Annotated in this window: 19 protein-coding genes, 1 tRNA gene, 3 rRNA genes, 1 other RNA gene and 1 other annotated feature (2 of these 25 cut by a window edge); of the genes, 4 read left to right on the top strand and 20 right to left on the bottom strand. The window is 39.2% G+C overall.

What is annotated here, in order from left to right; genetic code table 11:
• The 7 genes from E2636_RS18200 to ffs all read right to left on the bottom strand — a co-directional run.
• A 16S ribosomal RNA gene (locus E2636_RS18200) occupies positions 1-227 on the bottom strand; it reaches 1,322 nt to the left of the window's first position.
• A gap of 344 nt (positions 228-571) precedes the next feature.
• Positions 572-814 carry a pro-sigmaK processing inhibitor BofA family protein gene (locus E2636_RS18195; protein ID WP_243840699.1) on the bottom strand — a complete coding sequence of 81 codons (243 nt, stop codon included), beginning with the start codon at positions 812-814 and terminating at the stop codon, positions 572-574.
• An 84-nt stretch (positions 815-898) separates the two neighbouring features.
• Positions 899-1,111, bottom strand: a complete 213-nt coding sequence (locus tag E2636_RS18190) for a YaaL family protein (RefSeq protein ID WP_134211675.1) — start codon at positions 1,109-1,111, stop codon at positions 899-901.
• 19 nt (positions 1,112-1,130) lie between these two features.
• Positions 1,131-1,727, bottom strand: a complete 597-nt coding sequence (gene recR / locus E2636_RS18185) for a recombination mediator RecR (protein WP_017382007.1) — start codon at positions 1,725-1,727, stop codon at positions 1,131-1,133.
• 11 nt (positions 1,728-1,738) lie between these two features.
• Positions 1,739-2,059 (bottom strand): YbaB/EbfC family nucleoid-associated protein, encoded by a 321-nt coding sequence (locus E2636_RS18180; RefSeq protein WP_017382006.1) that lies wholly within the window; start codon positions 2,057-2,059, stop codon positions 1,739-1,741.
• Between the two features lie 14 nt (positions 2,060-2,073).
• Positions 2,074-3,840 carry a DNA polymerase III subunit gamma/tau gene (gene dnaX / locus E2636_RS18175; RefSeq protein ID WP_134211674.1) on the bottom strand — a complete coding sequence of 589 codons (1,767 nt, stop codon included), beginning with the start codon at positions 3,838-3,840 and terminating at the stop codon, positions 2,074-2,076.
• 152 nt (positions 3,841-3,992) lie between these two features.
• An RNA gene (ffs, locus tag E2636_RS18170) (signal recognition particle sRNA large type) lies at positions 3,993-4,259 on the bottom strand.
• Positions 4,260-4,561: 302 nt separating this feature from the next.
• Here ffs and E2636_RS18165 point away from each other — a divergent pair.
• Positions 4,562-4,654: transfer RNA gene (locus E2636_RS18165), tRNA-Ser, on the top strand.
• A gap of 464 nt (positions 4,655-5,118) precedes the next feature.
• Here E2636_RS18165 and E2636_RS18160 read toward each other — a convergent pair.
• Positions 5,119-5,304 (bottom strand): hypothetical protein, encoded by a 186-nt coding sequence (locus E2636_RS18160; protein WP_134211673.1) that lies wholly within the window; start codon positions 5,302-5,304, stop codon positions 5,119-5,121.
• Positions 5,305-5,424: 120 nt separating this feature from the next.
• Here E2636_RS18160 and E2636_RS18155 point away from each other — a divergent pair, with 120 nt between their 5' ends.
• Complete coding sequence (locus E2636_RS18155) at positions 5,425-5,889, top strand: hypothetical protein (protein ID WP_134211672.1); 465 nt, start codon at positions 5,425-5,427, stop codon at positions 5,887-5,889.
• A gap of 62 nt (positions 5,890-5,951) precedes the next feature.
• Here the strand turns inward: E2636_RS18155 and E2636_RS18150 are convergent, their stop codons facing one another.
• The 3 genes from E2636_RS18150 to E2636_RS18140 all read right to left on the bottom strand — a co-directional run bounded on the left by E2636_RS18150 (position 5,952) and on the right by E2636_RS18140 (position 8,502).
• Positions 5,952-6,620 carry a deoxynucleoside kinase gene (locus E2636_RS18150; protein WP_134211671.1) on the bottom strand — a complete coding sequence of 223 codons (669 nt, stop codon included), beginning with the start codon at positions 6,618-6,620 and terminating at the stop codon, positions 5,952-5,954.
• Positions 6,617-7,255 (bottom strand): deoxynucleoside kinase, encoded by a 639-nt coding sequence (locus tag E2636_RS18145; RefSeq protein WP_134211670.1) that lies wholly within the window; start codon positions 7,253-7,255, stop codon positions 6,617-6,619. Before E2636_RS18145 ends, E2636_RS18150 begins: the two co-directional genes overlap by 4 nt.
• 110 nt (positions 7,256-7,365) lie before the next feature.
• A complete protein-coding gene (locus E2636_RS18140) occupies positions 7,366-8,502 on the bottom strand; it encodes a glycosyl hydrolase family 18 protein (RefSeq protein ID WP_134211669.1) in 1,137 nt (378 codons plus the stop codon).
• 85 nt (positions 8,503-8,587) lie between these two features.
• Between E2636_RS18140 and tadA the strand changes: the two genes are divergently transcribed.
• A complete protein-coding gene (gene tadA / locus E2636_RS18135; RefSeq protein ID WP_134211668.1) occupies positions 8,588-9,079 on the top strand; it encodes a tRNA adenosine(34) deaminase TadA in 492 nt (163 codons plus the stop codon).
• Positions 9,080-9,098: 19 nt separating this feature from the next.
• On the opposite strand, the gene serS is transcribed toward tadA, so the two are convergent.
• The 4 genes from serS to pdxS form a co-directional block, all read right to left on the bottom strand.
• On the bottom strand, positions 9,099-10,376 hold the full coding sequence (gene serS, locus E2636_RS18130) for a serine--tRNA ligase (RefSeq protein WP_134211667.1): 1,278 nt from the start codon (positions 10,374-10,376) through the stop codon (positions 9,099-9,101).
• A gap of 79 nt (positions 10,377-10,455) precedes the next feature.
• Positions 10,456-10,670: a binding site (T-box leader), on the bottom strand.
• A gap of 144 nt (positions 10,671-10,814) precedes the next feature.
• Positions 10,815-12,467, bottom strand: a complete 1,653-nt coding sequence (locus E2636_RS18125; RefSeq protein WP_134211666.1) for a M4 family metallopeptidase — start codon at positions 12,465-12,467, stop codon at positions 10,815-10,817.
• A 350-nt stretch (positions 12,468-12,817) separates the two neighbouring features.
• Complete coding sequence (pdxT, locus tag E2636_RS18120) at positions 12,818-13,405, bottom strand: pyridoxal 5'-phosphate synthase glutaminase subunit PdxT (RefSeq protein WP_134211665.1); 588 nt, start codon at positions 13,403-13,405, stop codon at positions 12,818-12,820.
• Between the two features lies 1 nt (position 13,406).
• Positions 13,407-14,297, bottom strand: coding sequence for a pyridoxal 5'-phosphate synthase lyase subunit PdxS (pdxS, locus tag E2636_RS18115; RefSeq protein WP_017381997.1), 891 nt, complete (start codon positions 14,295-14,297; stop codon positions 13,407-13,409).
• A 104-nt stretch (positions 14,298-14,401) separates the two neighbouring features.
• Here pdxS and pdxR point away from each other — a divergent pair, with 104 nt between their 5' ends.
• Positions 14,402-15,814 carry a MocR-like pyridoxine biosynthesis transcription factor PdxR gene (gene pdxR / locus E2636_RS18110; protein WP_134211664.1) on the top strand — a complete coding sequence of 471 codons (1,413 nt, stop codon included), beginning with the start codon at positions 14,402-14,404 and terminating at the stop codon, positions 15,812-15,814.
• Between the two features lie 180 nt (positions 15,815-15,994).
• Here the strand turns inward: pdxR and E2636_RS18105 are convergent, their stop codons facing one another.
• The 5 genes from E2636_RS18105 to E2636_RS18085 form a co-directional block, all read right to left on the bottom strand.
• A complete protein-coding gene (locus E2636_RS18105; protein WP_279587107.1) occupies positions 15,995-17,353 on the bottom strand; it encodes a serine hydrolase in 1,359 nt (452 codons plus the stop codon).
• Positions 17,354-17,495: 142 nt separating this feature from the next.
• Positions 17,496-18,959, bottom strand: a complete 1,464-nt coding sequence (gene guaB, locus E2636_RS18100; protein WP_134211662.1) for an IMP dehydrogenase — start codon at positions 18,957-18,959, stop codon at positions 17,496-17,498.
• 105 nt (positions 18,960-19,064) lie between these two features.
• Positions 19,065-19,541, bottom strand: a complete 477-nt coding sequence (locus tag E2636_RS18095) for a glutathione peroxidase (RefSeq protein ID WP_134211661.1) — start codon at positions 19,539-19,541, stop codon at positions 19,065-19,067.
• A gap of 1,209 nt (positions 19,542-20,750) precedes the next feature.
• Positions 20,751-20,866, bottom strand: a 5S ribosomal RNA gene (rrf, locus tag E2636_RS18090).
• A 63-nt stretch (positions 20,867-20,929) separates the two neighbouring features.
• A 23S ribosomal RNA gene (locus E2636_RS18085) occupies positions 20,930-22,500 on the bottom strand; it runs 1,359 nt beyond the window's last position.

The raw sequence follows: 22,500 nt of genomic DNA, 5'->3' as shown, positions 1-22,500 counted from the left end.
TAGTGACAGCCGAAGCCGCCTTTCAACATTTAGCCATGAAGCAAAATGGATTATTTGGTATTAGCCCCGGTTTCCCGGAGTTATCCCAATCTACAAGGTAGGTTGCCCACGTGTTACTCACCCGTCCGCCGCTAAAAGAAGAAGCAAGCTTCTTCTCTCCGCTCGACTTGCATGTATTAGGCACGCCGCCAGCGTTCGTCCTGAGCCAGGATCAAACTCTCCATAATAGGTGAGTCGATTAGCTCGACTTTGTTGCTGGCGTCAAAAATTTGACGTTTATAATGAACGGTTAAGTTCAAGTTGTGTTTTCAATACCAACAGGTGTCGGCGTAAGAAAACGTTTTGCTTCCAGCACCGAAGTGCTTTCCGCTATTTTAGTTGACGTTTTGCTGTTCAGTTTTCAAGGTTCATTTTGTGCGTCGCATCTTAGCGACTCTTACTATATTACATTATGACTCACATAAAGTCAACACTTAATTTTTCGTGTTCAACATTTTGTGCGTCGCACCTTAGCGACATTCATTATATTACACTATGTTTCTTGCAAAGTCAACACCTCAATTCAAACCGGTTATAAAAACATTGAGATAGTAATTACACTAGCAATTCCAGGAATACCTAAGAAAGCAATCAGTAACCCTGAGACAATATTAATTGGAATAAAAAACCCGAATTGACTAGCGATTAGATTAATTGCAAACAATATTACAAAAGCAAAAGCAATTCTAAACCACAGAATAGAAAACACTTCTACTACTCGTCCTTTAGACGCTTTATTTAAAAACAAAAATAGAAGTAATGTTATACCAATCAAATAAAGAATCAGTTTCATGTAGCTTCTCCCACCTCACATATAAGTTATCTCTAACTATATGAAGCGATTGGTATAACATATACATCATTTTAAGAGGATTTTTCGTATTCTTGCTTCTTTATATAGAAAGAAGTGTTTACTTTCAGCAATTTTACGTTGCACAATAATCGACAAATCGTAGTCATCTACCTGTTGTTCAATAATTTGAGCTTGTTGCCATTCTACTTTCGTTTCTTTCATTAGTGAAAGAAACTTTGCATCAAATTCTTTTTTAAGCTTTACTTTTTTAAAAAACACTTGTAGCTAGGCCTCCTCTTTATAACTCACGTCGGCCTTCTAACGCTTTTGACAAAGTCACTTCATCTGCATATTCTAAATCTCCACCCACTGGAAGCCCATGTGCAATTCGCGTAGTGCGAATTCCGGATGGTTTAACTAACCTCGAAATATACATTGCTGTTGCTTCTCCCTCAATCGTAGGGTTTGTTGCTAAGATCAACTCTTGTACACGCTCATTTTGTAATCTCTTTAATAAAGGAGATACATTAATATCTTCAGGTCCAATTCCATCCATTGGCGATATCGCACCATGTAGAACATGATAAAGCCCGTGATAATCTCGCATTTTTTCTAGGGCAATGACATCTTTTGGAGTTTGAACAACACAAATTATTGTGTCATCACGTTGTTTGTCTTGGCATATATGACATGGATCTACGTCAGTGATATGACCACATATTGAACAGTAACTTAAATTCCGCTTAGCCTCTACTAACGCTTTCGCGAAATCAAGCACCGTATCTTCCTTCATACTTAAAACAAAAAACGCCAGACGGGCCGCTGTCTTTGGCCCGATACCCGGCAACTTCATAAAGCTATCAATTAGTTTCGATATTGGTTCAGGATAGTGCATGTGGTTTCCTCCTAGAACATGCCAGGGAGGTTCAATCCTTTCGTGAATTGTCCCATCGTGGAGTTCGCTGTTTCTTCTGCTTTTTTCATTGCCTCGTTTGTAGCGATAACAATTAAATCTTGTAACATCTCAATATCTTCAGGGTCTACAACAGTTGCATCTAAAGCTACATTAACTACTTCTTTGCTTCCAGATACAGTTACTTTAACCATACCTCCACCTGCTGAACCTTCAAAATGTTGAGTACCCAATTCTTCTTGAGCCTCAGCCATTTGCTTTTGCATTTTTTGCATTTGTTTCATCATACCTTGCATATTACCCATTCCACGCATATTATTCTTCCTCCCTAATCATCATGTATTTCTATAAATTCTTTTCCAAATAACTTTTCTGCCTCTACAACCAAAGGATCTTCAGTTTCCGCTTGAACTTCTTGCAAAAAACTCAACACTTCATCTGTTTCTTCTTGTCCTGAATCACTCGTTTTTGACACTGAATTTGAATCTGTAGTCTCTAATCCTTTGTGACGAACAAACTCTTCACGGATTTTAATCCATGCTTCTTCTGGTACGAACAGAATTTCATACTGCTTCCCTGTTAAATTCATTAACAGTTGCGAAAAAGCACTGGAGAACGTCTGATTATCAGCTGCCATTTGGCAATGAATATCATATTTAAATTTTAACACAAATGAACTCGCAGATGCTGCAACTGGTTCCGCTTCATTCAAGAGGGCGGCATGTGATTTTTGCAATTGAGTAATAATCGTTGACCAGTGTGATTTAATTAGTTGAATATCTTGCTTTGTTGCTGTTTTCAATACTTCTTGAATACGACCAGATGGCGCTTTAAAACCTGTTTGCGTTCTTAATCTCTGGCGTTTTTGAGATTCATTCGCTTGTGGGGTTTGCGTCCCATTTGATGTAAGTCCTTGTTTAACTTGTTGCTCAAGTGCAACAACCGTTCGTTCAAGTTGAGCGATTTTCTCTTCAAACGGGCTTAAATCAATAGCTAGTTGAGAGTTATCTTCTTTTACTTGTGACATTTTCAAAAGTGCTGTCTCTAAATAAACTTTTGCATGGTTAGAGTAACGCATTTCTTGTTGAGTAGCAGATAATATCTCAATATATCGATATAGTTTCTCAACCGGGAACTGACTTGCAAGTTGTTTAAATTTCTCTTCATTAGATGCAAGTTCTAATAATTCGTCTAGGGATGGAGCTGTGTTCATCAACAGTAAGTCACGGAAGAATGTGATTAAATCCTCGGTTAAGCGAACTGCATCTTTACCTTCTTTCATTAATCCTTCTAAAAGTGTTAATACTTTAGCAACATCTTTTGTTAATAATGATTCTGCCAGTTGATAAAATATATCTTGACCAATTGACCCTGTCACGAGAAGTGCGTCTTCAACTGTCATTTCGTCACCACTAAATGACACAACTTGATCGAGCATGCTCAGTGCATCACGCATTCCGCCTGCAGCTGCTTGTGCAATGACTTTTAAGGCTTGATCATTAGACTGGATTCCTGAATCAGTCAATATTACATTCATTCGGTCTACAATATCCGTTGCTGTAATTCTCTTAAAGTCAAAACGCTGGCATCTAGAAATAATCGTCAAGGGTAATTTATGCGGTTCTGTTGTCGCTAAAATAAACACAACATGAGCTGGTGGTTCTTCTAAAGTTTTCAATAATGCATTAAAAGCACTATTGGACAACATATGCACTTCATCGATGATATACACTTTATAGCGCGAATTTGCAGGAGCAAAACGAACTTTCTCAATAATATCTCGAATTTCTTCAACTCTTGAGTTAGACGCAGCATCAAATTCGATTACATCTGTATTTGATCCATTTGTGATGCTCTTACAAGTATCACACTCGTTACATGGTTCAAAAACAGGTGCACGTTCACAGTTTAATGCTTTTGCGAAAATTTTTGCCGCACTTGTTTTCCCCGTCCCTCGTGGTCCATTGAATAAATACGCATGCGTCGTTTTATTATAAAGGAGAGCATTTTGAAGGGTTTGTTTCACATGTGCTTGACCGGACATTTCAGCAAATGATTGCGGTCGGTAGACACGATAAAAAGCTTGATACGCCAACTGATTTCTCCCCTTATAATGTGATTTTAAACAGTCCTTTTATTATATCATAAGGTGGTCACTCTAGCTCCCAACAAGCCAAAGAATTCGAACACAAAAAAGGTGTTTACTCGCATGGTTAGCGAGCAAACACCTCAATGGAACTATGTATACCGTGCACCTTCCTTCGACTGGCATACATAGGCGGAACCTTTGTCGTTAGCTCTGTTTAGGCACCCTTGCGGCACATGGGAAAGTCCACTTAATGCTGCTTCCTTCCGGACCTGACATGTTTCATAGATACCCATTGCGCAAGACCCAGACGTCAACACTACGTGCAAAAGTCAGACCCTACATATAAACAGCCTCAGAGAAGGAGTTCAGTCTCGCTAGAGCGGATTGCGAGTTACAAGACACCGCTAACTCCCCACCTAGCACGGCATTTCCCATTATACTAAGTTATTCATCAAAAATCAAATGGTATTTCAATTAGTATAATAGATTTCTCGAAAAATCATCAGATTGTAAGGCAAGTAATGATAACAGAGAGACTTACTTAGCAAGTACTTACGACAATGATTTACTATAGGAAGTTTACCTTACTATTACTAGCTATTAACGCAAATATTTTTCAAGTTCCTGAGATTATTATTGCTTACCTTCCCTATCTAACTTAAAAGAAGTAATTTCAATTATTGTTGCTTTAATATTGTTCCCATGGTACAATATTTTTTGTTGTCATGGAGGTATACCCAAGTTCGGCTGAAGGGATCGGTCTTGAAAACCGACAGGGGAGTTAAATCCCGCGGGGGTTCGAATCCCTCTACCTCCTCCATTTTTTAAAACAAAAAACGCGCATATATATGGGGATTGTTATTCGTTACTAATGTAACGAATTTTCTTCTAACATAAATAATTGGAATATTATGAAGGTGACTCATTCGAGTTACCTTTTTTTGTTATCCTAAAAATCAAGATCTAGATTTATTCAAAAAACACGGATATCTTTCCATCCATAGGAGACTTCCTATACTGATAATTCCTATAGTAATTAGTATCTACGTATACTCCACCCATTTTCCCATAAAATTTTCTTGCAAGGTTATCTGTTAAACCCACACATCAAACTGGAAGATTCACTATTTCTTAAATCTTTTGCAAGGTTTCTCAGCATTTCGCGACCGGTTCCTTTTTATTAGCTTCTTCAAGCAAGAAAAAGCATATAATTCGGCATGCTATTCATCTGTTTCTCCCCTATTTTCACCACCATCTACCGGCTCTCCAATCTACTTTCCATATTTAGTTTACCCAGAGAGAAACAATCACTTTGTAAGTGGATCTCCATAAATCAGTATGTACTTTGGTAATACCTTTTGCATCTTCTACTGCGGCTTTGCAAATTTGATATTTCATGAGGTCACATCCCTTATCAGGTTTAATTTCACTTATTTTATATCTATTAGTTTGATCTACAAAAAGACCCATTTTACTTCTCCAATATAATCTTCAAGATTGAATTCTAATATCCTCTAACGACAGGATTAATTTCACTTGAAACTTAAACAATAGAGAAACCGTCAAATGGAAGAAATAAGGTGGGGTCATATGGAACGTCAGTCACTATTGGTTGTTTTGCTATTGTCACTCGCTTGTTCGATAGTTTGCTTGCCCAGTAAGTCAGATGCCGATTGGGCTTATTCATTTGTCGTGTGGGATGGATTTATATATATAGTGAGTGATGATATGGTCAATGAAGTAGGTCAAGAAATTGGAAAAGTGACGAGGTATTCGGATATGGAAGGAACGTATTCTGGGAATTTCTCAAATACTTACGCTAAGGGCACGAAGTATTTTTCAATCTTAAATATAAGTACAGAGGAAGCGATACCAATTAAAAATTCTGATGGTCACTATGTGAAAGCGATACGCGATGGGAAGTATTCAAGCACCCCACTGCAAGGTGCTCCACTCGACAGCAACAAATTCGGTTTCAAATTACTTTTTGGATTCTTGGCCATTCTTTCAATTATTGCAATTGGCAGCTACATTTCGACAAATCTTAAAAAGTAAGGTGTAATCTATACAATTAGAATTTAAAAAGCCCCCAACTTTTCGCTGAGGGCTTGTCTACACTATTTACGTAACAATGAAGTTTGTTGGATACAATGACCAATACGTTCTACAATCGTTTCTACTGTATCTGGGCTTTTCATCAAATCGTAATCATTAATATTTAAACGCAGGACTGGACACGCATTAAATGAGTTAATCCAATTTTCGTATCGCTCGTGCATTTCATGCCAGTACTCTACCGGTGTTGATTGCTCCATTGGACGCCCGCGTTCTTGAATACGGCTTAAAATATCGTCAATTGAACCATCTAAATAAATGAGTAAATTTGGATGAGGGAAATACGGAGTCATGACCATCGCATCAAACAAACTCGTATACGTATCATAATCAATCAAATTCATCGTGCCTTTTTCCACATGCATTTTAGCAAATATTCCTGTATCTTCATAAATCGAACGGTCTTGAATAAAACCGCCACCATATTCAAAAATACGTTTTTGTTCTTTAAAGCGTTCCGCTAAGAAGTAAATCTGTAAATGAAAGCTCCACTTTTCAAAGTCTTCATAAAAACTCTCTAAATATGGGTTCGCATCGACATTTTCGAAAGATGTGCGGAATTGTAGCGCATCTGCAAGTGCTTTTGTCATAGTTGATTTCCCGACACCTACTGTACCAGCTATTGTTATAACAGCATTTTGTGGTATGCCGTATTTCTCACGTAAGTTCATGCATCGAGACTCCTCTTTTTTAATGTATCTTGCACTTGATCTAATATCAACTTCAAATCAGATTCATTTTGAACAAAATCGATTTCATCTCCGTTAAAACGAAGAACTGGAATTTCCGGATGTGTGTCTTCAAAATGTTGAATGAACGTATGGTAATCGGCTGATAATTTCTCCATATAATCGGCACTGATCATTTTTTCGAATTCACGACCTCGCTGTGCAATCCGCTTCATTAATGTTTCTAAACTAGCGTGCAAGTAAATGACCATGTTTGGTCTTGGCATATCTTGCGTCAAAATACGGTAAATAGACTCGTATTTAACATATTCTTCAGCAGGAAGCGTACGTTTTGCGAAAATTAAGTTCTTAAATATATGATAATCAGCTACAACAGGTTCACGCTCTGCAATATACTTCTTTTGAATATCGCTTAATTGTTTGTATCGATTACAAAGGAAAAACATTTCCGTTTGAAAGCTCCACTCTTCAATATTTTCATAAAATTTATTTAAAAATGGATTTTCATCTACAATTTCTTTTAATAGTTGAAATTTATTTGCATCAGCAATAGCCTTTGATAGTGACGTCTTACCAACACCAATCGGGCCTTCAACTGTGATAAATGGAATCGGCATCAGTAGTCCTCCTACTCGTTTTCAATCATTCAGCGCCCCCTATTCTATCACAGCTACAAAACGAAAAAAAGAGCTAAACCACTTTCCTAAGAAGGAAAAGGGTTTTAGCTCTATATTTTTTTAACTTGAAATGTCTCATTTAGTAGGGCCCAATTTTGTGGGAATTTAAAGCCCATATGCCAATAGCTAATTCCTCTTAATTTTAATTCTTTTATTAAATCAAATTTAGCTTGCATGGAACGGGCATCCTCAAACCACACTACATGCTCTATCCCATCTCGCCAGTAATTGAAATAAGGAGCTTGTGCTGTATTATCATACAGTATTGCAGCATTACGCTCGCGTGCTAGTTCAATTGCACGTTGAGAACTGATCGCTTGCGCTTGAGGATTTCCAGGTTTATACGGTAATGTCCAATCATATCCGTACAAATTTTGACCCATCAATATTTTGGATGCAGGCATTTCTGTTAATGCATATTCCAAAACTTGTCTAACTGGTCCTATAGGCGACACAGCCATTGGCGGACCACCACTATACCCCCATTCGTATGTCATGATCACGACGAAGTCGACTACTTCAGCAATTTGTTTGTAGTCATGCCCTTCATACCATTTTCCCGCTTGGGTAGCAGACGTTTTAGGCGCAAGAGCAGCAGATAATGTTAATCCACCCGCAGCTTCTTTAACACGTTTTAAAAAATCGACATATGCTTGTCGGTCTTCACTTCGTAAATATTCAAAGTCAAAATGAATATCTTTTGCATTCTTAGCTTTTGCTTCAGCTAAGATATTCGCAATTAACGTATCTTGCACATCTTGACTGGCAAAAATCTCTTGTGCTAGCGTATCACTAAACGCACCGTCTTCAATATTGGAAACGACAATTGCTGAGGTGATATTCTCATCAATCGCAATCTGCTCAAGACCTCCCCAGTTTAAAGGGACCAAAGAGCCGTCACGCTTTACATCATATGAAAATGGCATCATATAAGTTAGTAACGGTCCTCGTTTCTTCACTTCATCTAACAACGTTTGGGATGGAGCTTCTGTGTAAAACTCAACATAACCGTTAGATTCAATAGTTGGTCGATTGGGATCTGGTATACCCGGAATTATTATTGTTTGACCAACAACTAAAACGTCTGGGTTGTCTAGTTCATTAACCTGAGTTAGTATTGCCGTCGTTGTATTGTACTCTGTAGCGATTGAAAATAGGCTATCCCCTGGCTCCACTACATAAATCATTTGAAACCTCCTTGTTCCACATCTCATTTATGCTATGCGTAGCACAATCAAAACATGCTACACTTAAATCAAGGAGCGATGTGTGATGGATGTATTTAAAAAAGATCGGACTTACATGTTAGAAGCATTAGTCGAAGCACAAAAAGCAGCAACTTTAGGTGAAGTGCCGATTGGTGCAGTCATCGTCTACCAAGATGTAATCATTGCACGTGCACATAATTTGCGTGAAACGACACAAAATGCAACGACTCACGCAGAGCTACTAGCGATACAACAAGCGTGTGCAAAGGTCGGCAGTTGGCGTTTAGAAGACATGACCCTTTATGTCACACTTGAACCTTGTCCTATGTGTGCAGGGGCTATTTTGCAATCCCGTATACCACGTGTAGTTTATGGTGCGCGTGACGTCAAAGCTGGTTGCGTCGATTCACTCTATCGATTGCTCAATGACCCTCGATTTAATCATGAATGCGAAGTAACTGAAGGGATTCATAGTGAAGAGTGTAGCGCTATTCTCACTAATTTTTTCCGTAGTTTACGTGAACAAAAAAAGAACCAGAAACGAACCCTTGAATAGGTTCATTTCTGGTTTTTTATTAGTTAGAAATGACTTTTTTACCGCCCATGTATGGACGTAAAACTTCAGGAATAGTGACAGAACCGTCTTCTTGTTGGTAATTTTCCAAAATGGCTGCAACTGTTCGACCAAGTGCTAAACCACTACCATTTAAGGTATGGACAAATTCCGGTTTAGCATTCGCTTCACGGCGGAAACGAATGTTAGCACGACGCGCTTGGAAATCCTCGAAGTTACTGCAAGAAGAAATCTCACGATAGACACCTTGAGTTGGAATCCATACTTCGATATCGTATTTTTTCGCAGCCGTAAATCCTAAATCTGCTGTACACATTTTCAATACTCGATAAGGTAAGCCTAATAATTGTAGAACTTTTTCCGCATGTCCTGTTAATTTTTCCAACTCATTATAAGAGTCATCTGGGTTTACAAAACGAACAAGTTCCACTTTGTTAAACTGATGTTGACGAATTAAGCCTCGTGTATCACGACCTGCAGAACCCGCTTCAGAACGGAAACATGCACTGTATGCAGCGAATCCTTGTGGCAGTGTGTCTTTATTTAAAATTTCATCACGGTAAAAGTTTGTGACCGTTACTTCTGATGTTGGAATTAAGAAGAAATCTTCTTTTTCAATTAAAAATGCATCTTCTTCGAATTTCGGCAATTGCCCAGTACCTGTTAGGCTTGCACGGTTTGCTAAATACGGAGGCAACATTTCTTCGTAGCCATGCTCATCTGTATGAAGATCAATCATAAAGTTCATCAAAGCACGCTCTAAACGAGCACCTAACCCACGGTAAAAAACGAATCTACTTCCCGTCGTTTTTGCAGCACGTTCAAAATCGATAATATTTAAATCTGTTCCAAGATCCCAGTGTGGTTTTGGTTCAAAATCAAATTCACGGATTTCTCCCCATGTACGGTCTTCCACGTTATCATCTTCAGAATCCCCAACTGGAACGCTGTCATGTGGAATATTCGGCAAACGCATCATCATGTCATCAAACTTCTCTTCCACTTCACGAAGTTCATTATCTAGGACTTTGATTTCATCGCCTACTTGACGCATACGCAGGATAACATCATCCGCATTTTCTTTATTGCGCTTCATACCTGCTATTTTCTCAGAAGCTCCATTACGTTCAGCTTTTAATACTTCAGTTTTACCTATAAGCTCACGACGTTTTGAATCAAACTCAGCAAATTGATCAAAGTTCCCTAAATCTTCTCCTCGTTTTTCGAGTTTCTCTTTGATTTCTTCGTAATTGGCTCTAACGCGTTTTACATCTAACATGTGGTTTCCTCCTCTAATTTGATGATTGGCAAGATAGAAAAGTGGAGCTGGACAACAAAAAAAGCCCTCAATCCCCTTGGAAAGGGACGAGAGCTACCCGCGTTGCCACCCTGATTGATTTGTCCATGCGAACAAATCCACTTGTCTCATAACGGCTTTTCAACCGGCTGCAACTTACTAATCTTCAGCTGCGCAACTCCAGAACGGATTCACAAGTGTTTTTACCAGCTTGCACCAACCGCTGGCTCTCTAGAAAAAACAGAGCTTGTTACTACTTCCCATCATCGTTTCATATGTGAAATTAACAATACTTTACTACACGGTGTGAAATTTGGCAAGCCACCATTCATATTTAAAAAAATCAGTATGCACCATTAATGGTGCATACTGATTTCTTACCTTATACGGATATTCTATATTTTTTACTTTTTGAAGAAATTAATTAACACCAACCGCTGTAAATGCTGCTTTGACACTTGAAACTTCACTGCTACTTGAACCGTAAAGATCTGTTGCTGCTTGGACAGATGCCACGCGGTACTGACTGAAGTTCGAGTTTGGTGTTAAGTATTGCGTTAAAGTACGGAAGAAAATTTTGCCCGTTTTATCATTGCCAATTCCCGCTACACTCACCCCGTAATGATTTCCACCGTTGGATAATAAGAATGCAGCTTTATTACTGATACCAGAGTTAATATGAACGCCGCCGTAATCGCCTGTACCCGTGTAGCGGACAGAATAATGATCAGGATCTCCTTGTAATGTAGGGTCTTCCATTGAACGCAATGCATCTCCTGCAATGCTAGGTGTATAAATATCTTCCCCAATTAACCAATCTGGATTGTTATTAAAATGATATTCTGTTAATGTTCCAAAAATATCAGACATTGATTCGTTAATTGCACCAGATTCATTTTGATAGACTAGATCCGCAGTCGTATCCGTAACCGCATGAGTCAACTCGTGCGCAATAACATCAAGTGCTCCTGATAATGGGATGAATGTAGAGCCGTCTCCGTCACCATAAACCATTTGAGAACCACTCCAAAACGCGTTGTTATAACTACGTCCGTAATGAACTGTTGAAACTAATTTTGCTCCATTTCCATCGTAACTATTACGATTATGAACGTTATTAAAGTAATCAAATGTTTGTGCTGCGTATGCATGTGCATCAACAGCTGGACCATCATAAGCTGTGTTTAACACATTATCAGCATCCAACCATAGAGTTCCAGGTGTTCTTGTGCGGTTTCCTGCGTCGTAAGTAAATATTCCATCTCCACGCGTACGGTCTACAAGGTATGATCCGTTATTATTTGTTAATGTGCTGAATGATTTTGTATCACCTAACACACCTTTTCCTGTCCCTACTGTATCTGTTCCAGAGAGTCCTGTTGTTGGTTTTGCTTCATGAATTTGATTATATGAATCTAGCACGACACCTGTTTGTGCATCGACAAAATATTGATAATTACCTGGTTCAGGATATAAGAATTCAAACTCCATTGCATAAGAAAATTTAGCTTGTCCATCTTTTACATAAACCACGAATTCAGGAGTTGCTGAATGTTCAAGTTCTGGAATTTGACCCAATTTAGTTTCTAAATCTTTAGCCGCTGTAGCAAGTGCTTCTTCACTCTTCACTTTCGCCCCACTTTTTAGTGCTTGTTTTTTATCGAGTTCAGGAACGATTTCTCCTGAAACAGCTGTTAATACACCGTCTTGATTAACATGGGCTGAAACGATAGATCCGAAAACTGGTACACCTTTATAGATCTGTTGTAATTTTAGATTTGTATAGCCAAGTTCATCTTTTGTTTCACTTAATACTCGGAAACTAGAAAATGGCTCTTTACTAAATTTATATAGTTCTTTTTTGTGTGATAGATAATTAAATACAATGTCTTTTGCTGATTTTTCCGATGGAGTTGTGAGTTTACCAGATATAAAATCTGGAGCTTTACTCTTTTGATTGACATGTACTTTTTCAGAAATAGCATTTCCTGGTGCTGCGTAAACTGGTGCAACGGCTACAGATATAGCAATTGTTGCAGCTAAACTCAGACTAACTAATTTTTTCTGCTTCACTCAACTTCACTCCATTTCTTATTTTCTGAAAATTACAAACTTAATAACTTAATTAAGATTGTACCTTTTAAAATAATAGGAATAAATAGGTAACTATAACTGTTTTTATTTGTATAATAGTGGGTTTATTTTCCTGTTTTTATAAAAATAATACTTTATAAAAATTAGTCTTTATCATTATTAAATTACTTTTTTTCGTATCATAAAATACAGCCAAATACAGCTACCAATCAGTTCTCCTCTTTTTTAATATACATAATGGTGATTTTCTATTTCCCAGAATTAGAGGTTAGTACTAGTGATTATTAAGAAAGAAATCAAAAAAAGCCTGCACAATGGCAGGCTTGAAATTACGCTTTTTGTTTAATATAGTTTTCGACAAGATGGACAAAGTAAGCCGTTACTCGGTGATCATCTGTTAACTCCGGATGAAACGAACACCCTAGGAATTGGCCTTGTTGTGCCATCACGATTCGACCGTTATGTTCACACAGCACATCTGTTTTTGGTCCAACCTCAGTGATATGAGGAGCCCGTATAAAAACAGCTGGAAAATCATCAGCTATTCCCTTAATCGAAAGAGGAGCTTCAAAACTATCAACTTGACGACCAAATGAGTTTCGTTCAACGGTCACATTCATCACGCCAATATGAGGTTGATCATACCCTACAAGCGAATCAGCAAGCAAGATAAGTCCTGCACAAGTTCCAAACATAGGATTTCCCGCTTTTGCAAATGCTCGTAAAGGTTCCATCATGCCATATAAATCTAGAAGTCGACGCATTGTCGTACTTTCACCGCCAGGTAAAATAAGGCCATCAATCTCGGCCAAATCCTCCGTACGTTTCACTACTACTGCTTGGGCTCCACTCGCTTCAATTGAATTGATATGTTCCCGAACAGCTCCTTGTAAGGCTAAGACGCCAATTTTCACCATCTTATAAAACTCGATCCTGCATGCGATCTTTCGCTTCTAAACGAGAAATTTCAATACCCTTCATTGGAACTCCAAGATCTTTTGAAATTTCAACAAGTAATTTGTAATCTTGGTAGTGAGTTGTCGCTTCAACAATCGCACGCGCAAATCTTTCTGGATTGTCTGATTTAAAAATACCTGATCCAACGAATACACCATCTGCTCCAAGTTCCATCATTAATGCTGCATCTGCTGGAGTAGCTACTCCACCTGCAGCAAAGTTTACAACTGGGAGTCTTCCTAAGTGTTTAATTTCAAGTAACACATGGTAAGGTGCACCTAGAATTTTCGCTTCTGTCATTAATTCATCTTCATTCATATGAATAATTTTACGAACTTGAGCATGTAATTTACGTAAATGACGCACGGCTTCTACGATGTTACCTGTTCCAGGTTCACCTTTCGTACGAAGCATGGAAGCACCTTCACCAATTCGACGAGCCGCTTCACCTAAATCTTTATTCCCACAGACAAAAGGAACCGTGAAGTTACTTTTAATCAAGTGGAACTCTTCATCTGCTGGAGTTAACACTTCAGATTCATCAATATAGTCAACACCCATTGCTTCTAACATTCGAGCTTCAGAAATATGACCAATACGTGCTTTAGCCATAACTGGAATCGTTACCGCCTTCATAACTTCTTCCGTAATACGTGGGTCTGCCATACGTGCTACGCCACCAGCTGCACGAATATCAGATGGTACACGTTCTAAAGCCATTACTGCTACTGCTCCTGCTGCTTCAGCAATACGAGCTTGTTCTGCATTGATAACGTCCATAATGACGCCACCTTTTTGCATTTCTGCCATTCCACGTTTCACACGATCTGTACCTGTTAAATATTCATTCATTGTATGTAGCCTCCATTTCATCTATGATTATTAGTATAATGAATTATGACCATATTGAAAGTGTCAGTTTCGCACTTTTTGAAAAGGTCAGTTAGGGGTTTTTAATGGGTATGTGGTTGTTAATTCAAATCGATAAATCGTCTTCAACGCCTCTTTATGAACAACTTTATCGCGATATTAAGGGACGGATTATTCGTGGTGACTTAGCAGTTGGAACTAAGTTACCATCTAAACGGAAGCTAGCTGAATTTCTAGCCATTAGTCAAACAACGATTGAATTAGCTTACGGTCAGCTAGTTTCCGAAGGCTTTATTACAGCAGTTGCTCGAAGTGGTTACTTTGTTGAACAAGTAGAAGAACTTGCTTATGTGGAAGAGATACGAGAAGAACTTGTACAAACTGAATCCGTAAAACGCAACTACAGCATTGATTTTAACTCTGGTCGAATTGATACTGCCGCCTTCCCATTCAACCAATGGCGAAAGTATGCAAAAGATGTACTTGATGAAACGTCACGAGATTTATTGTTGCTTGGTCACCCTCAAGGAGACGTAGAGTTAAGACAAGAAATTGCAAGTTATATATACTCGTCACGCGGTGTTCGTTGTACTCCACAACAAGTGGTAATCGGTTCAGGGACCGAGCAGTTAATGCCTCTACTTATACGCCTTCTAGATAAAGATGCAATTTACGCAATTGAAAACCCTGGCTACCCAATAACACATTATATATTTGATAATTATGATCGTAAAACCTTAGCTGTCTCTGTTGATTCAGATGGGATGAAGGTAGCCGAACTAGAAAATCAAGATGCCACCGTTGCTTATGTTACTCCTTCTCACCAGTTCCCAACAGGTGCGATTTTATCAGCTTCTAGACGTGCACAACTACTCAACTGGGCATCCAGCAAAGAAGGACGATACATTATCGAAGATGACTATGACAGTGAGTTTCGCTATGTTGGTAAACCGATTCCTTCTCTCCAAGGAATGGATAAACATGAGCGTGTCATATATACTAGTACATTTTCTAAATCTTTAATGCCTTCCTTGCGTATCGCTTACTTTGTGTTACCCATGCACTTATTACAAGCGTACCGTCATACATTCCCTTACTACTCTTCAACAGTACCGAGGCTCGATCAACATGTGCTTGCACAGTTTATGCAAGATGGTCACTTTTCTAAACATTTAAATCGTATGCGAAAATTATATCGAAAAAAACTTGATAAGTTAACGCGTGCTTTTGAAGCCTATGAACCGACTGTTCTTATATCAGGGGAGCAAGCAGGAATGCACATAGTGTTAACGATAGATATTAAATCAACTGATCGTGAATTAGTAAAACTTGCAAAACTTGCAGACATCCGAGTATATGCTTTATCTGAATACCACCAAACGACTGAAAACATCTCCTGTAAACCTCAAGTGTTAATTGGATTTGGTGGTTTTCTAGAAGAGGAGATTGAACCCGCTGTGGAAGCCTTAATGAATGCCTGGAACATCATAAAAACTTAAAGCTCCTTCTAGCTAGACACACAAGTGTGGGAAGGATGAAACGAGAGAAATTCGCATTTATTCCTTCATAAAAAGATACTCTGGCGCTCGTAGCTAGACCATAGTTGCTCGAATTTTGAAGGTATAGCTCGAAAAAAAAAACCGTGATTTCTTCAATTGAAGAAATCACGGTTTTATTAGTTAATTAAACAAACCACCGACAAAGTCAGTTGTGCCATTCCAAAGTTTCCCAAAGAAATCTCCAATTGCTCGTAAACCTAGAGAAAACCAGTTTGCACGTTCGACAGTTTCAGTTGTTACGACATCTGTTGATTTTACTTCGCCTGTGATATACCCATAATCTGTTCCTTCAGACTTTACAAGTTCCACATGACCAATCACTTCATCCTTCTTAATCGCTGCTTCTATAGAACCTTCTTTGACTTTCTTCTCATCAAGCACCAATTTTGGTGTATACAACTCTTTTTCTTTTGGTTTAATTACCATTTCAATCGGTTCTTTTACAGCAATACCGACTTGACTTTCTTTCCCTTTACTTACAGAAATACTTTTTTGATTTTTAAATTCATATCCCGCAGGTGCAATTTCTACTTTTGAAAATTGCGCAAAACCATAGTTAAATAAAGCGCTAGTTGCATCAAATCTAGCTTTATATGAACCTTCACCTTTAGAGTCAACCGCTTTCGTTACAACGGAGATGACACGCAATCCATCTTTCTCAGCAGTTCCAGTGAAACTGTGACCTGCGAAATCTGTAGTCCCCGTTTTTAAACCATCTACTTTAGCACCCTTATATGCATAAACAAGTTCAGGGAGCATAAAGTTCCAGTTGTCCATTTTAATAGCATCAGGTGTGCCTTCACGAAAAACTTTCGATGGAATACTTGTCGTTTTCAATACTTCTGGGTAATCCTTCAACAAGTGGAATGCTAATTTTGCTACTGACTTCGCCGGCATTACATTTTCATCATTTGCATCTGTACCTTGAGGATGCATCCCTTGTAAATCAGCATTGTTCAAACCAGTTGAATTGACGAATTTATAGTCTACTAACCCTAATTCTTGTGCTTTTTTATTCATCATATTTACAAATTCAGTTTCTGTACCTGCAATCGTTTCAGCAATCGCCATTGTTGCAGCATTTGCCGAGTAAATCGCCATTGCTTCATACAATTCCTCTATGCTATACGAATCATCTCGACGAAGTGGTACGTTACTTAAACGACGATCTTGTGAGATTTTATATGTAGATTCTGTCATTGTATATTGTTGATCCCATTTAACTGTTCCATTTTCAATCGCTTCAAATAACAAGTATTCTGTCATCATTTTTGTCATACTTGCTATTCCTACAGCTGTATCTGCATTTTGTTCATATAGAATCTTCCCTGTGTCCGCGTCAATTAATATTGCACTATCTACTAATAACTTTAAACTCTCTTCAGCATCTGTGGAAACCGGCTGTGTTACAACCATGCTTACCATCAAAATTGGAAGGAGTAACCAGCGCACTAACGCCTTGTTCCATACACTTTTCACTTCTAGAACCTCCGCCATTCTCTTTTTAATTTACCCTTGTTTATTTTATCATAAAAAAATGATATTCGGGACTCTCTTAAAAAAAAGCACCCATTCTGCCTAGGTTAAAGACGCAGAATAGGTGCAAAAGTTTCGGTTTTGGTTAAATAGAGTAGTTTGGAGATTCTTTTGTAATTTGAACATCATGCGGATGACTCTCACGAAGGCCTGCACCCGTCATACGAATGAACTGTGAATTTTCACGAAGATCATGTAAATCTTTCGTTCCACAATACCCCATACCTGCACGGACACCACCCAAAAGTTGATGAATTGTATCTGAAAGAGGTCCTTTGTAAGGAAGACGACCTTCAATACCTTCAGGTACTAATTTTTTAGCATCATCTTGGAAGTAACGATCTTTCGAACCTTTTTCCATCGCACTGATTGATCCCATACCACGGTACACTTTAAAACGACGACCTTGGAAGATTTCGGTTTCTCCAGGACTTTCTGAAGTACCTGCTAGTAAACTTCCAAGCATGACAACATGTCCACCTGCCGCTAAAGCTTTTACAATATCGCCAGAGTACTTAATCCCGCCATCTGCGATAATCGTTTTACCATGTTTACGCGCTTCAGTTGCACAATCAAAAACAGCTGTAATCTGTGGAACTCCAACACCAGCTATTATACGTGTTGTACAAATTGATCCTGGACCAATACCTACTTTCACTACATCAGCTCCTGCCTCAAATAATGCAGATGTCGCTTCAGCAGTGGCAACGTTTCCAGCGATGATGTCCAACTCTGGATAAGCATTGCGAATAGCTCTTACTGTATCAATTACTCCTTGTGAATGACCATGAGCTGTGTCAATAACAACTACGTCAACTTGCGCTTTTACAAGGCGCTCGACACGTTTCATCGTATCAGAAGTAACACCAACTGCAGCACCCACTAACAAACGACCATGGTGATCTTTTGCAGCGTTAGGGAACTCAATCACTTTTTCAATATCTTTAATGGTAATTAAGCCTTTTAACACACCGGATTCATCGACTATCGGAAGTTTTTCGATTTTATATTGTTGTAAAATCTTTTCAGCATCCTCAAGTGTTGTGCCAACTGAAGCCGTAACCAATTTTTCTTTCGTCATGACATCATCAATTAATAATGAATAATCTTGAATAAAACGAAGATCGCGGTTTGTAATAATCCCAACCAACTTTAACTCTTCATTATTATTAACGATTGGTACTCCTGAAATACGATATTTACCCATTAAATGTTCTGCATCATATACTTGATGGGTAGGAGTCAGGTAAAATGGATCTGTAATTACGCCATTTTCAGAACGCTTAACAGTAACAACTTGCTCTGCTTGTTCTTCAATGCTCATATTTTTATGAATCACACCAAGACCGCCTTGACGAGCCATTGAAATCGCCATTGCAGCTTCTGTTACGGTATCCATTCCCGCACTAATTACCGGAATATTTAACTGGATTTTTGAAGTCAACTGAACAGATAAACTCACATCTTTTGGCAATACTTCTGACTTTGCTGGTACTAGTAATACATCATCGAAAGTTAAGCCTTCCTTAACAAATTTAGATTCCCACATAATCTCTTATCCCCCTATGTCCTCTTGAATATTATTGATAAGGTTATCAGCGCCTTCAGGGACTGTCAAGGAACATGCAATAAGTAAGACTATTCGAATTTTTCTTTAAATATAGTGCAATAAATCATCTTCAATTTTTTTAGGAGAAGACTTCGGTGCATAACGTTTTACCACATGCCCATCAGGATCAACTAAAAACTTCGTGAAGTTCCATTTAATACCTTCTGTTAGAAGACCTTTCTTTTCCGATACTAAAAATTGAAACAAAGGATGTGCATTATCCCCTTTTACATCTATCTTTTGAAACATTGGAAAAGACACGCCATAATTCAATTGACAAAATTCCATTGTTTCACTTAAATCATCGAATTCTTGATTACTAAACTGACCACATGGGAATCCTAAAATCTCAAGACCTTGGTCCTTATATTCTTCATACAATTCTTGTAACTCCTTAAACTGTGAAGTAAATCCACATTTACTAGCGGTATTCACAATAATTATTGATTTTCCTTTATATGAACTTAAAGAAACTTCTTCACCATTCGATTTTACAGCATTGAAATCATATATATTTGTCATTAGAAATCACCCTTTCAAATTACAATCTATGATATTAACATAGCGAGTTTTATCTAATTGTTCAAGTAATAGGATTTGAAGCTCAAAAAAACGATTGGATAATGATTATTAGACATTTTTTCTTATGTAGCGGTCAAATGATCTCTCTTATCGAACATGGCAGTTAGCATAGTGGAGTTAGTGGCTCTTTTTAAGGATTTTCCTTACATATAGATGGGTAAACAAAACACACAGAAAGGCATGGGGATGGGGCGGAATATTCTATTAAAGGGCTTTTTCCAATTATAGTTAGGCTCTCGCTTTAGCTGACGGGTAGTGAGAAAATCATAGAGAGAATAAGTTAACATCAATCAAATTATGGTTTTATCGTTAAAATCTTTGGTTTATAGTTAACTTCGTAAAGTACATCCTTATAAATTAAAATTTATTATTCACCCATAGTATAGTGATAGACATTAGCATATGCGAAATGGCTTCAAGATAGTTTTGCAGCTAGATTTAGAAAGCATATGATTGTTTTGTTTTCACTACGCTTCTGTTAGTAATAAAAAAGAGTCTTTTCGATTATGAAATGTTTATCGGTTAGATTAAGGTGTTTATTGGACTGGGGCTTTATCAGTCAAAATAGAGATGTTCAAACTGAATGTTTTATCAATCAAACACTTCTCATAGCCTAGTCAACTTTGCTCAACTTCTATTAACTTGAATAAAACCACAGAAAAACCGATACCGGTTTTTCTGTTTATTTAGGTTTGAAAAGATTTAATCGGCTTGGATAGGAGTTTATTCGGCTTCGGAAAGGTTTTAATCGGCTTCACCTGAGATTTAATCGGCTTTACAACTCGTTTAATCGGCTAGAACCAGGTTTTATTCCGCTTCACCCTATTTTATCCATATAAAACCTTCTCAAGGAATCCATTGAGGAGGAATAATTGGCTTGATTTTCGCTACGCTGCTTATTAGGGACCGGAAATAACAGAAAGTGTTGGTATTTATGGGTAAAGTGTCTTGTTAGTTGAGATAACTGGTAAATAGATCTAATGAATTTTCACCACAACGTAGGTTATTTCGTTTGCTATATGCTCCAGGTCTCTTTCTTTATTTCCCTGAACTCTTTGTTTATCCCATTTCTTGTTCATCTTCTATTATCACTTGAAATATAACACACAAAAAAACCGATACCTTTTTACAGGTAACGGTTTCTTAATTGCCTAGCGACGTCCTACTCTCACAGGGGGAGACCCCCAACTACCATCGGCGCAAAAGAACTTAACTTCCGTGTTCGGGATGGGAACGGGTGTGACCTCTTTGCCATTATCACTAGACTAATGAGTGCTTGTTCACTCAAAACTGGATAAACGGGCCATTGAAAGCCATTCAATTTTTATTTGGTTAAGTCCTCGATCGATTAGTATTCGTCAGCTGCACACGTCGCCGTGCTTCCACCTCGAACCTATCTACCTCATCGTCTTTGAGGGATCTTACTTGCTTGCGCAATGGGAAATCTCATCTCGAGGGGGGCTTCATGCTTAGATGCTTTCAGCACTTATCCCGTCCACACATAGCTACCCAGCGATGCTCTTGGCAGAACAACTGGTACACCAGCGGTGTGTCCATCCCGGTCCTCTCGTACTAAGGACAGCTCCTCTCAAATTTCCTACGCCCACGACGGATAGGGACCGAACTGTCTCACGACGTTCTGAACCCAGCTCGCGTACCGCTTTAATGGGCGAACAGCCCAACCCTTGGGACCGACTACAGCCCCAGGATGCGATGAGCCGACATCGAGGTGCCAAACCTCCCCGTCGATGTGGACTCTTGGGGGAGATAAGCCTGTTATCCCCGGGGTAGCTTTTATCCGTTGAGCGATGGCCCTTCCATGCGGAACCACCGGATCACTAAGCCCGTCTTTCGACCCTGCTCGACTTGTAGGTCTCGCAGTCAAGCTCCCTTATGCCTTTACACTCTACGAATGATTTCCAACCATTCTGAGGGAACCTTTGGGCGCCTCCGTTACACTTTAGGAGGCGACCGCCCCAGTCAAACTGCCCGCCTGACACTGTCTCCTGCCCCGATAAGGGGCAAGGGTTAGAAGTTCAACACAACCAGGGTAGTATCCCACTGACGCCTCCTCCGAAGCTGGCGCTCCGGAATCTCAGGCTCCTACCTATCCTGTACAAGTTGTGCCAAAATTCAATATCAGGCTACAGTAAAGCTCCACGGGGTCTTTCCGTCCTGTCGCGGGTAACCTGCATCTTCACAGGTACTATAATTTCACCGAGTCTCTCGTTGAGACAGTGCCCAGATCGTTACGCCTTTCGTGCGGGTCGGAACTTACCCGACAAGGAATTTCGCTACCTTAGGACCGTTATAGTTACGGCCGCCGTTTACTGGGGCTTCAATTCGCACCTTCGCTTGCGCTAAGCACTCCTCTTAACCTTCCAGCACCGGGCAGGCGTCAGCCCCTATACGTCACCTTACGGTTTTGCAGAGACCTGTGTTTTTGCTAAACAGTCGCCTGGGCCTATTCACTGCGGCTCTCTCAGGCTTTAACACCCTAATAGAGCACCCCTTCTCCCGAAGTTACGGGGTCATTTTGCCGAGTTCCTTAACGAGAGTTCTCTCGCTCACCTTAGGATTCTCTCCTCGACTACCTGTGTCGGTTTGCGGTACGGGCACCTTCCACCTCGTTAGAGGCTTTTCTTGGCAGTGTGAAATCAGGAACTCAGACCTTACGGTCCTTGTCATTACAGCTCAACGTTATAGGAACGGGATTTGCCTCATTCCACGCCTCACTGCTTGAACGCGCATAACCAACAGCGCGCTTACCCTATCCTTCTGCGTCCCCCCATTACTCAAACGGTGGAGTGGTGGTACAGGAATATCAACCTGTTGTCCATCGTCTACGCCTATCGGCCTCGACTTAGGTCCCGACTAACCCTGAGCGGACGAGCCTACC

This window comes from Paenisporosarcina antarctica (genome assembly GCF_004367585.1).
Lineage (GTDB): Bacteria > Bacillota > Bacilli > Bacillales_A > Planococcaceae > Paenisporosarcina > Paenisporosarcina antarctica.
Note: the sequence above shows the minus strand (reverse complement) of the source record. Positions and strands in the feature narration are given on the sequence as shown.

Bases quoted from the DNA above. Each gene is read 5' to 3' on its own strand.
- recR (WP_017382007.1), bottom strand. From the start codon at position 1,727: ATGCACTATCCTGAACCAATATCGAAACTAATTGATAGCTTTATGAAG.
- E2636_RS18180 (WP_017382006.1), bottom strand. From the start codon at position 2,059: ATGCGTGGAATGGGTAATATGCAAGGTATGATGAAACAAATGCAAAAA.
- E2636_RS18160 (WP_134211673.1), bottom strand. From the start codon at position 5,304: ATGGGTCTTTTTGTAGATCAAACTAATAGATATAAAATAAGTGAAATT.
- E2636_RS18155 (WP_134211672.1), top strand. From the start codon at position 5,425: ATGGAACGTCAGTCACTATTGGTTGTTTTGCTATTGTCACTCGCTTGT.
- E2636_RS18150 (WP_134211671.1), bottom strand. From the start codon at position 6,620: ATGAACTTACGTGAGAAATACGGCATACCACAAAATGCTGTTATAACA.
- E2636_RS18145 (WP_134211670.1), bottom strand. From the start codon at position 7,255: ATGCCGATTCCATTTATCACAGTTGAAGGCCCGATTGGTGTTGGTAAG.
- E2636_RS18140 (WP_134211669.1), bottom strand. From the start codon at position 8,502: ATGATTTATGTAGTGGAGCCAGGGGATAGCCTATTTTCAATCGCTACA.
- tadA (WP_134211668.1), top strand. From the start codon at position 8,588: ATGGATGTATTTAAAAAAGATCGGACTTACATGTTAGAAGCATTAGTC.
- serS (WP_134211667.1), bottom strand. From the start codon at position 10,376: ATGTTAGATGTAAAACGCGTTAGAGCCAATTACGAAGAAATCAAAGAG.
- pdxT (WP_134211665.1), bottom strand. From the start codon at position 13,405: ATGGTGAAAATTGGCGTCTTAGCCTTACAAGGAGCTGTTCGGGAACAT.
- pdxS (WP_017381997.1), bottom strand. From the start codon at position 14,297: ATGAATGAATATTTAACAGGTACAGATCGTGTGAAACGTGGAATGGCA.
- pdxR (WP_134211664.1), top strand. From the start codon at position 14,402: ATGGGTATGTGGTTGTTAATTCAAATCGATAAATCGTCTTCAACGCCT.
- guaB (WP_134211662.1), bottom strand. From the start codon at position 18,959: ATGTGGGAATCTAAATTTGTTAAGGAAGGCTTAACTTTCGATGATGTA.
- E2636_RS18095 (WP_134211661.1), bottom strand. From the start codon at position 19,541: ATGACAAATATATATGATTTCAATGCTGTAAAATCGAATGGTGAAGAA.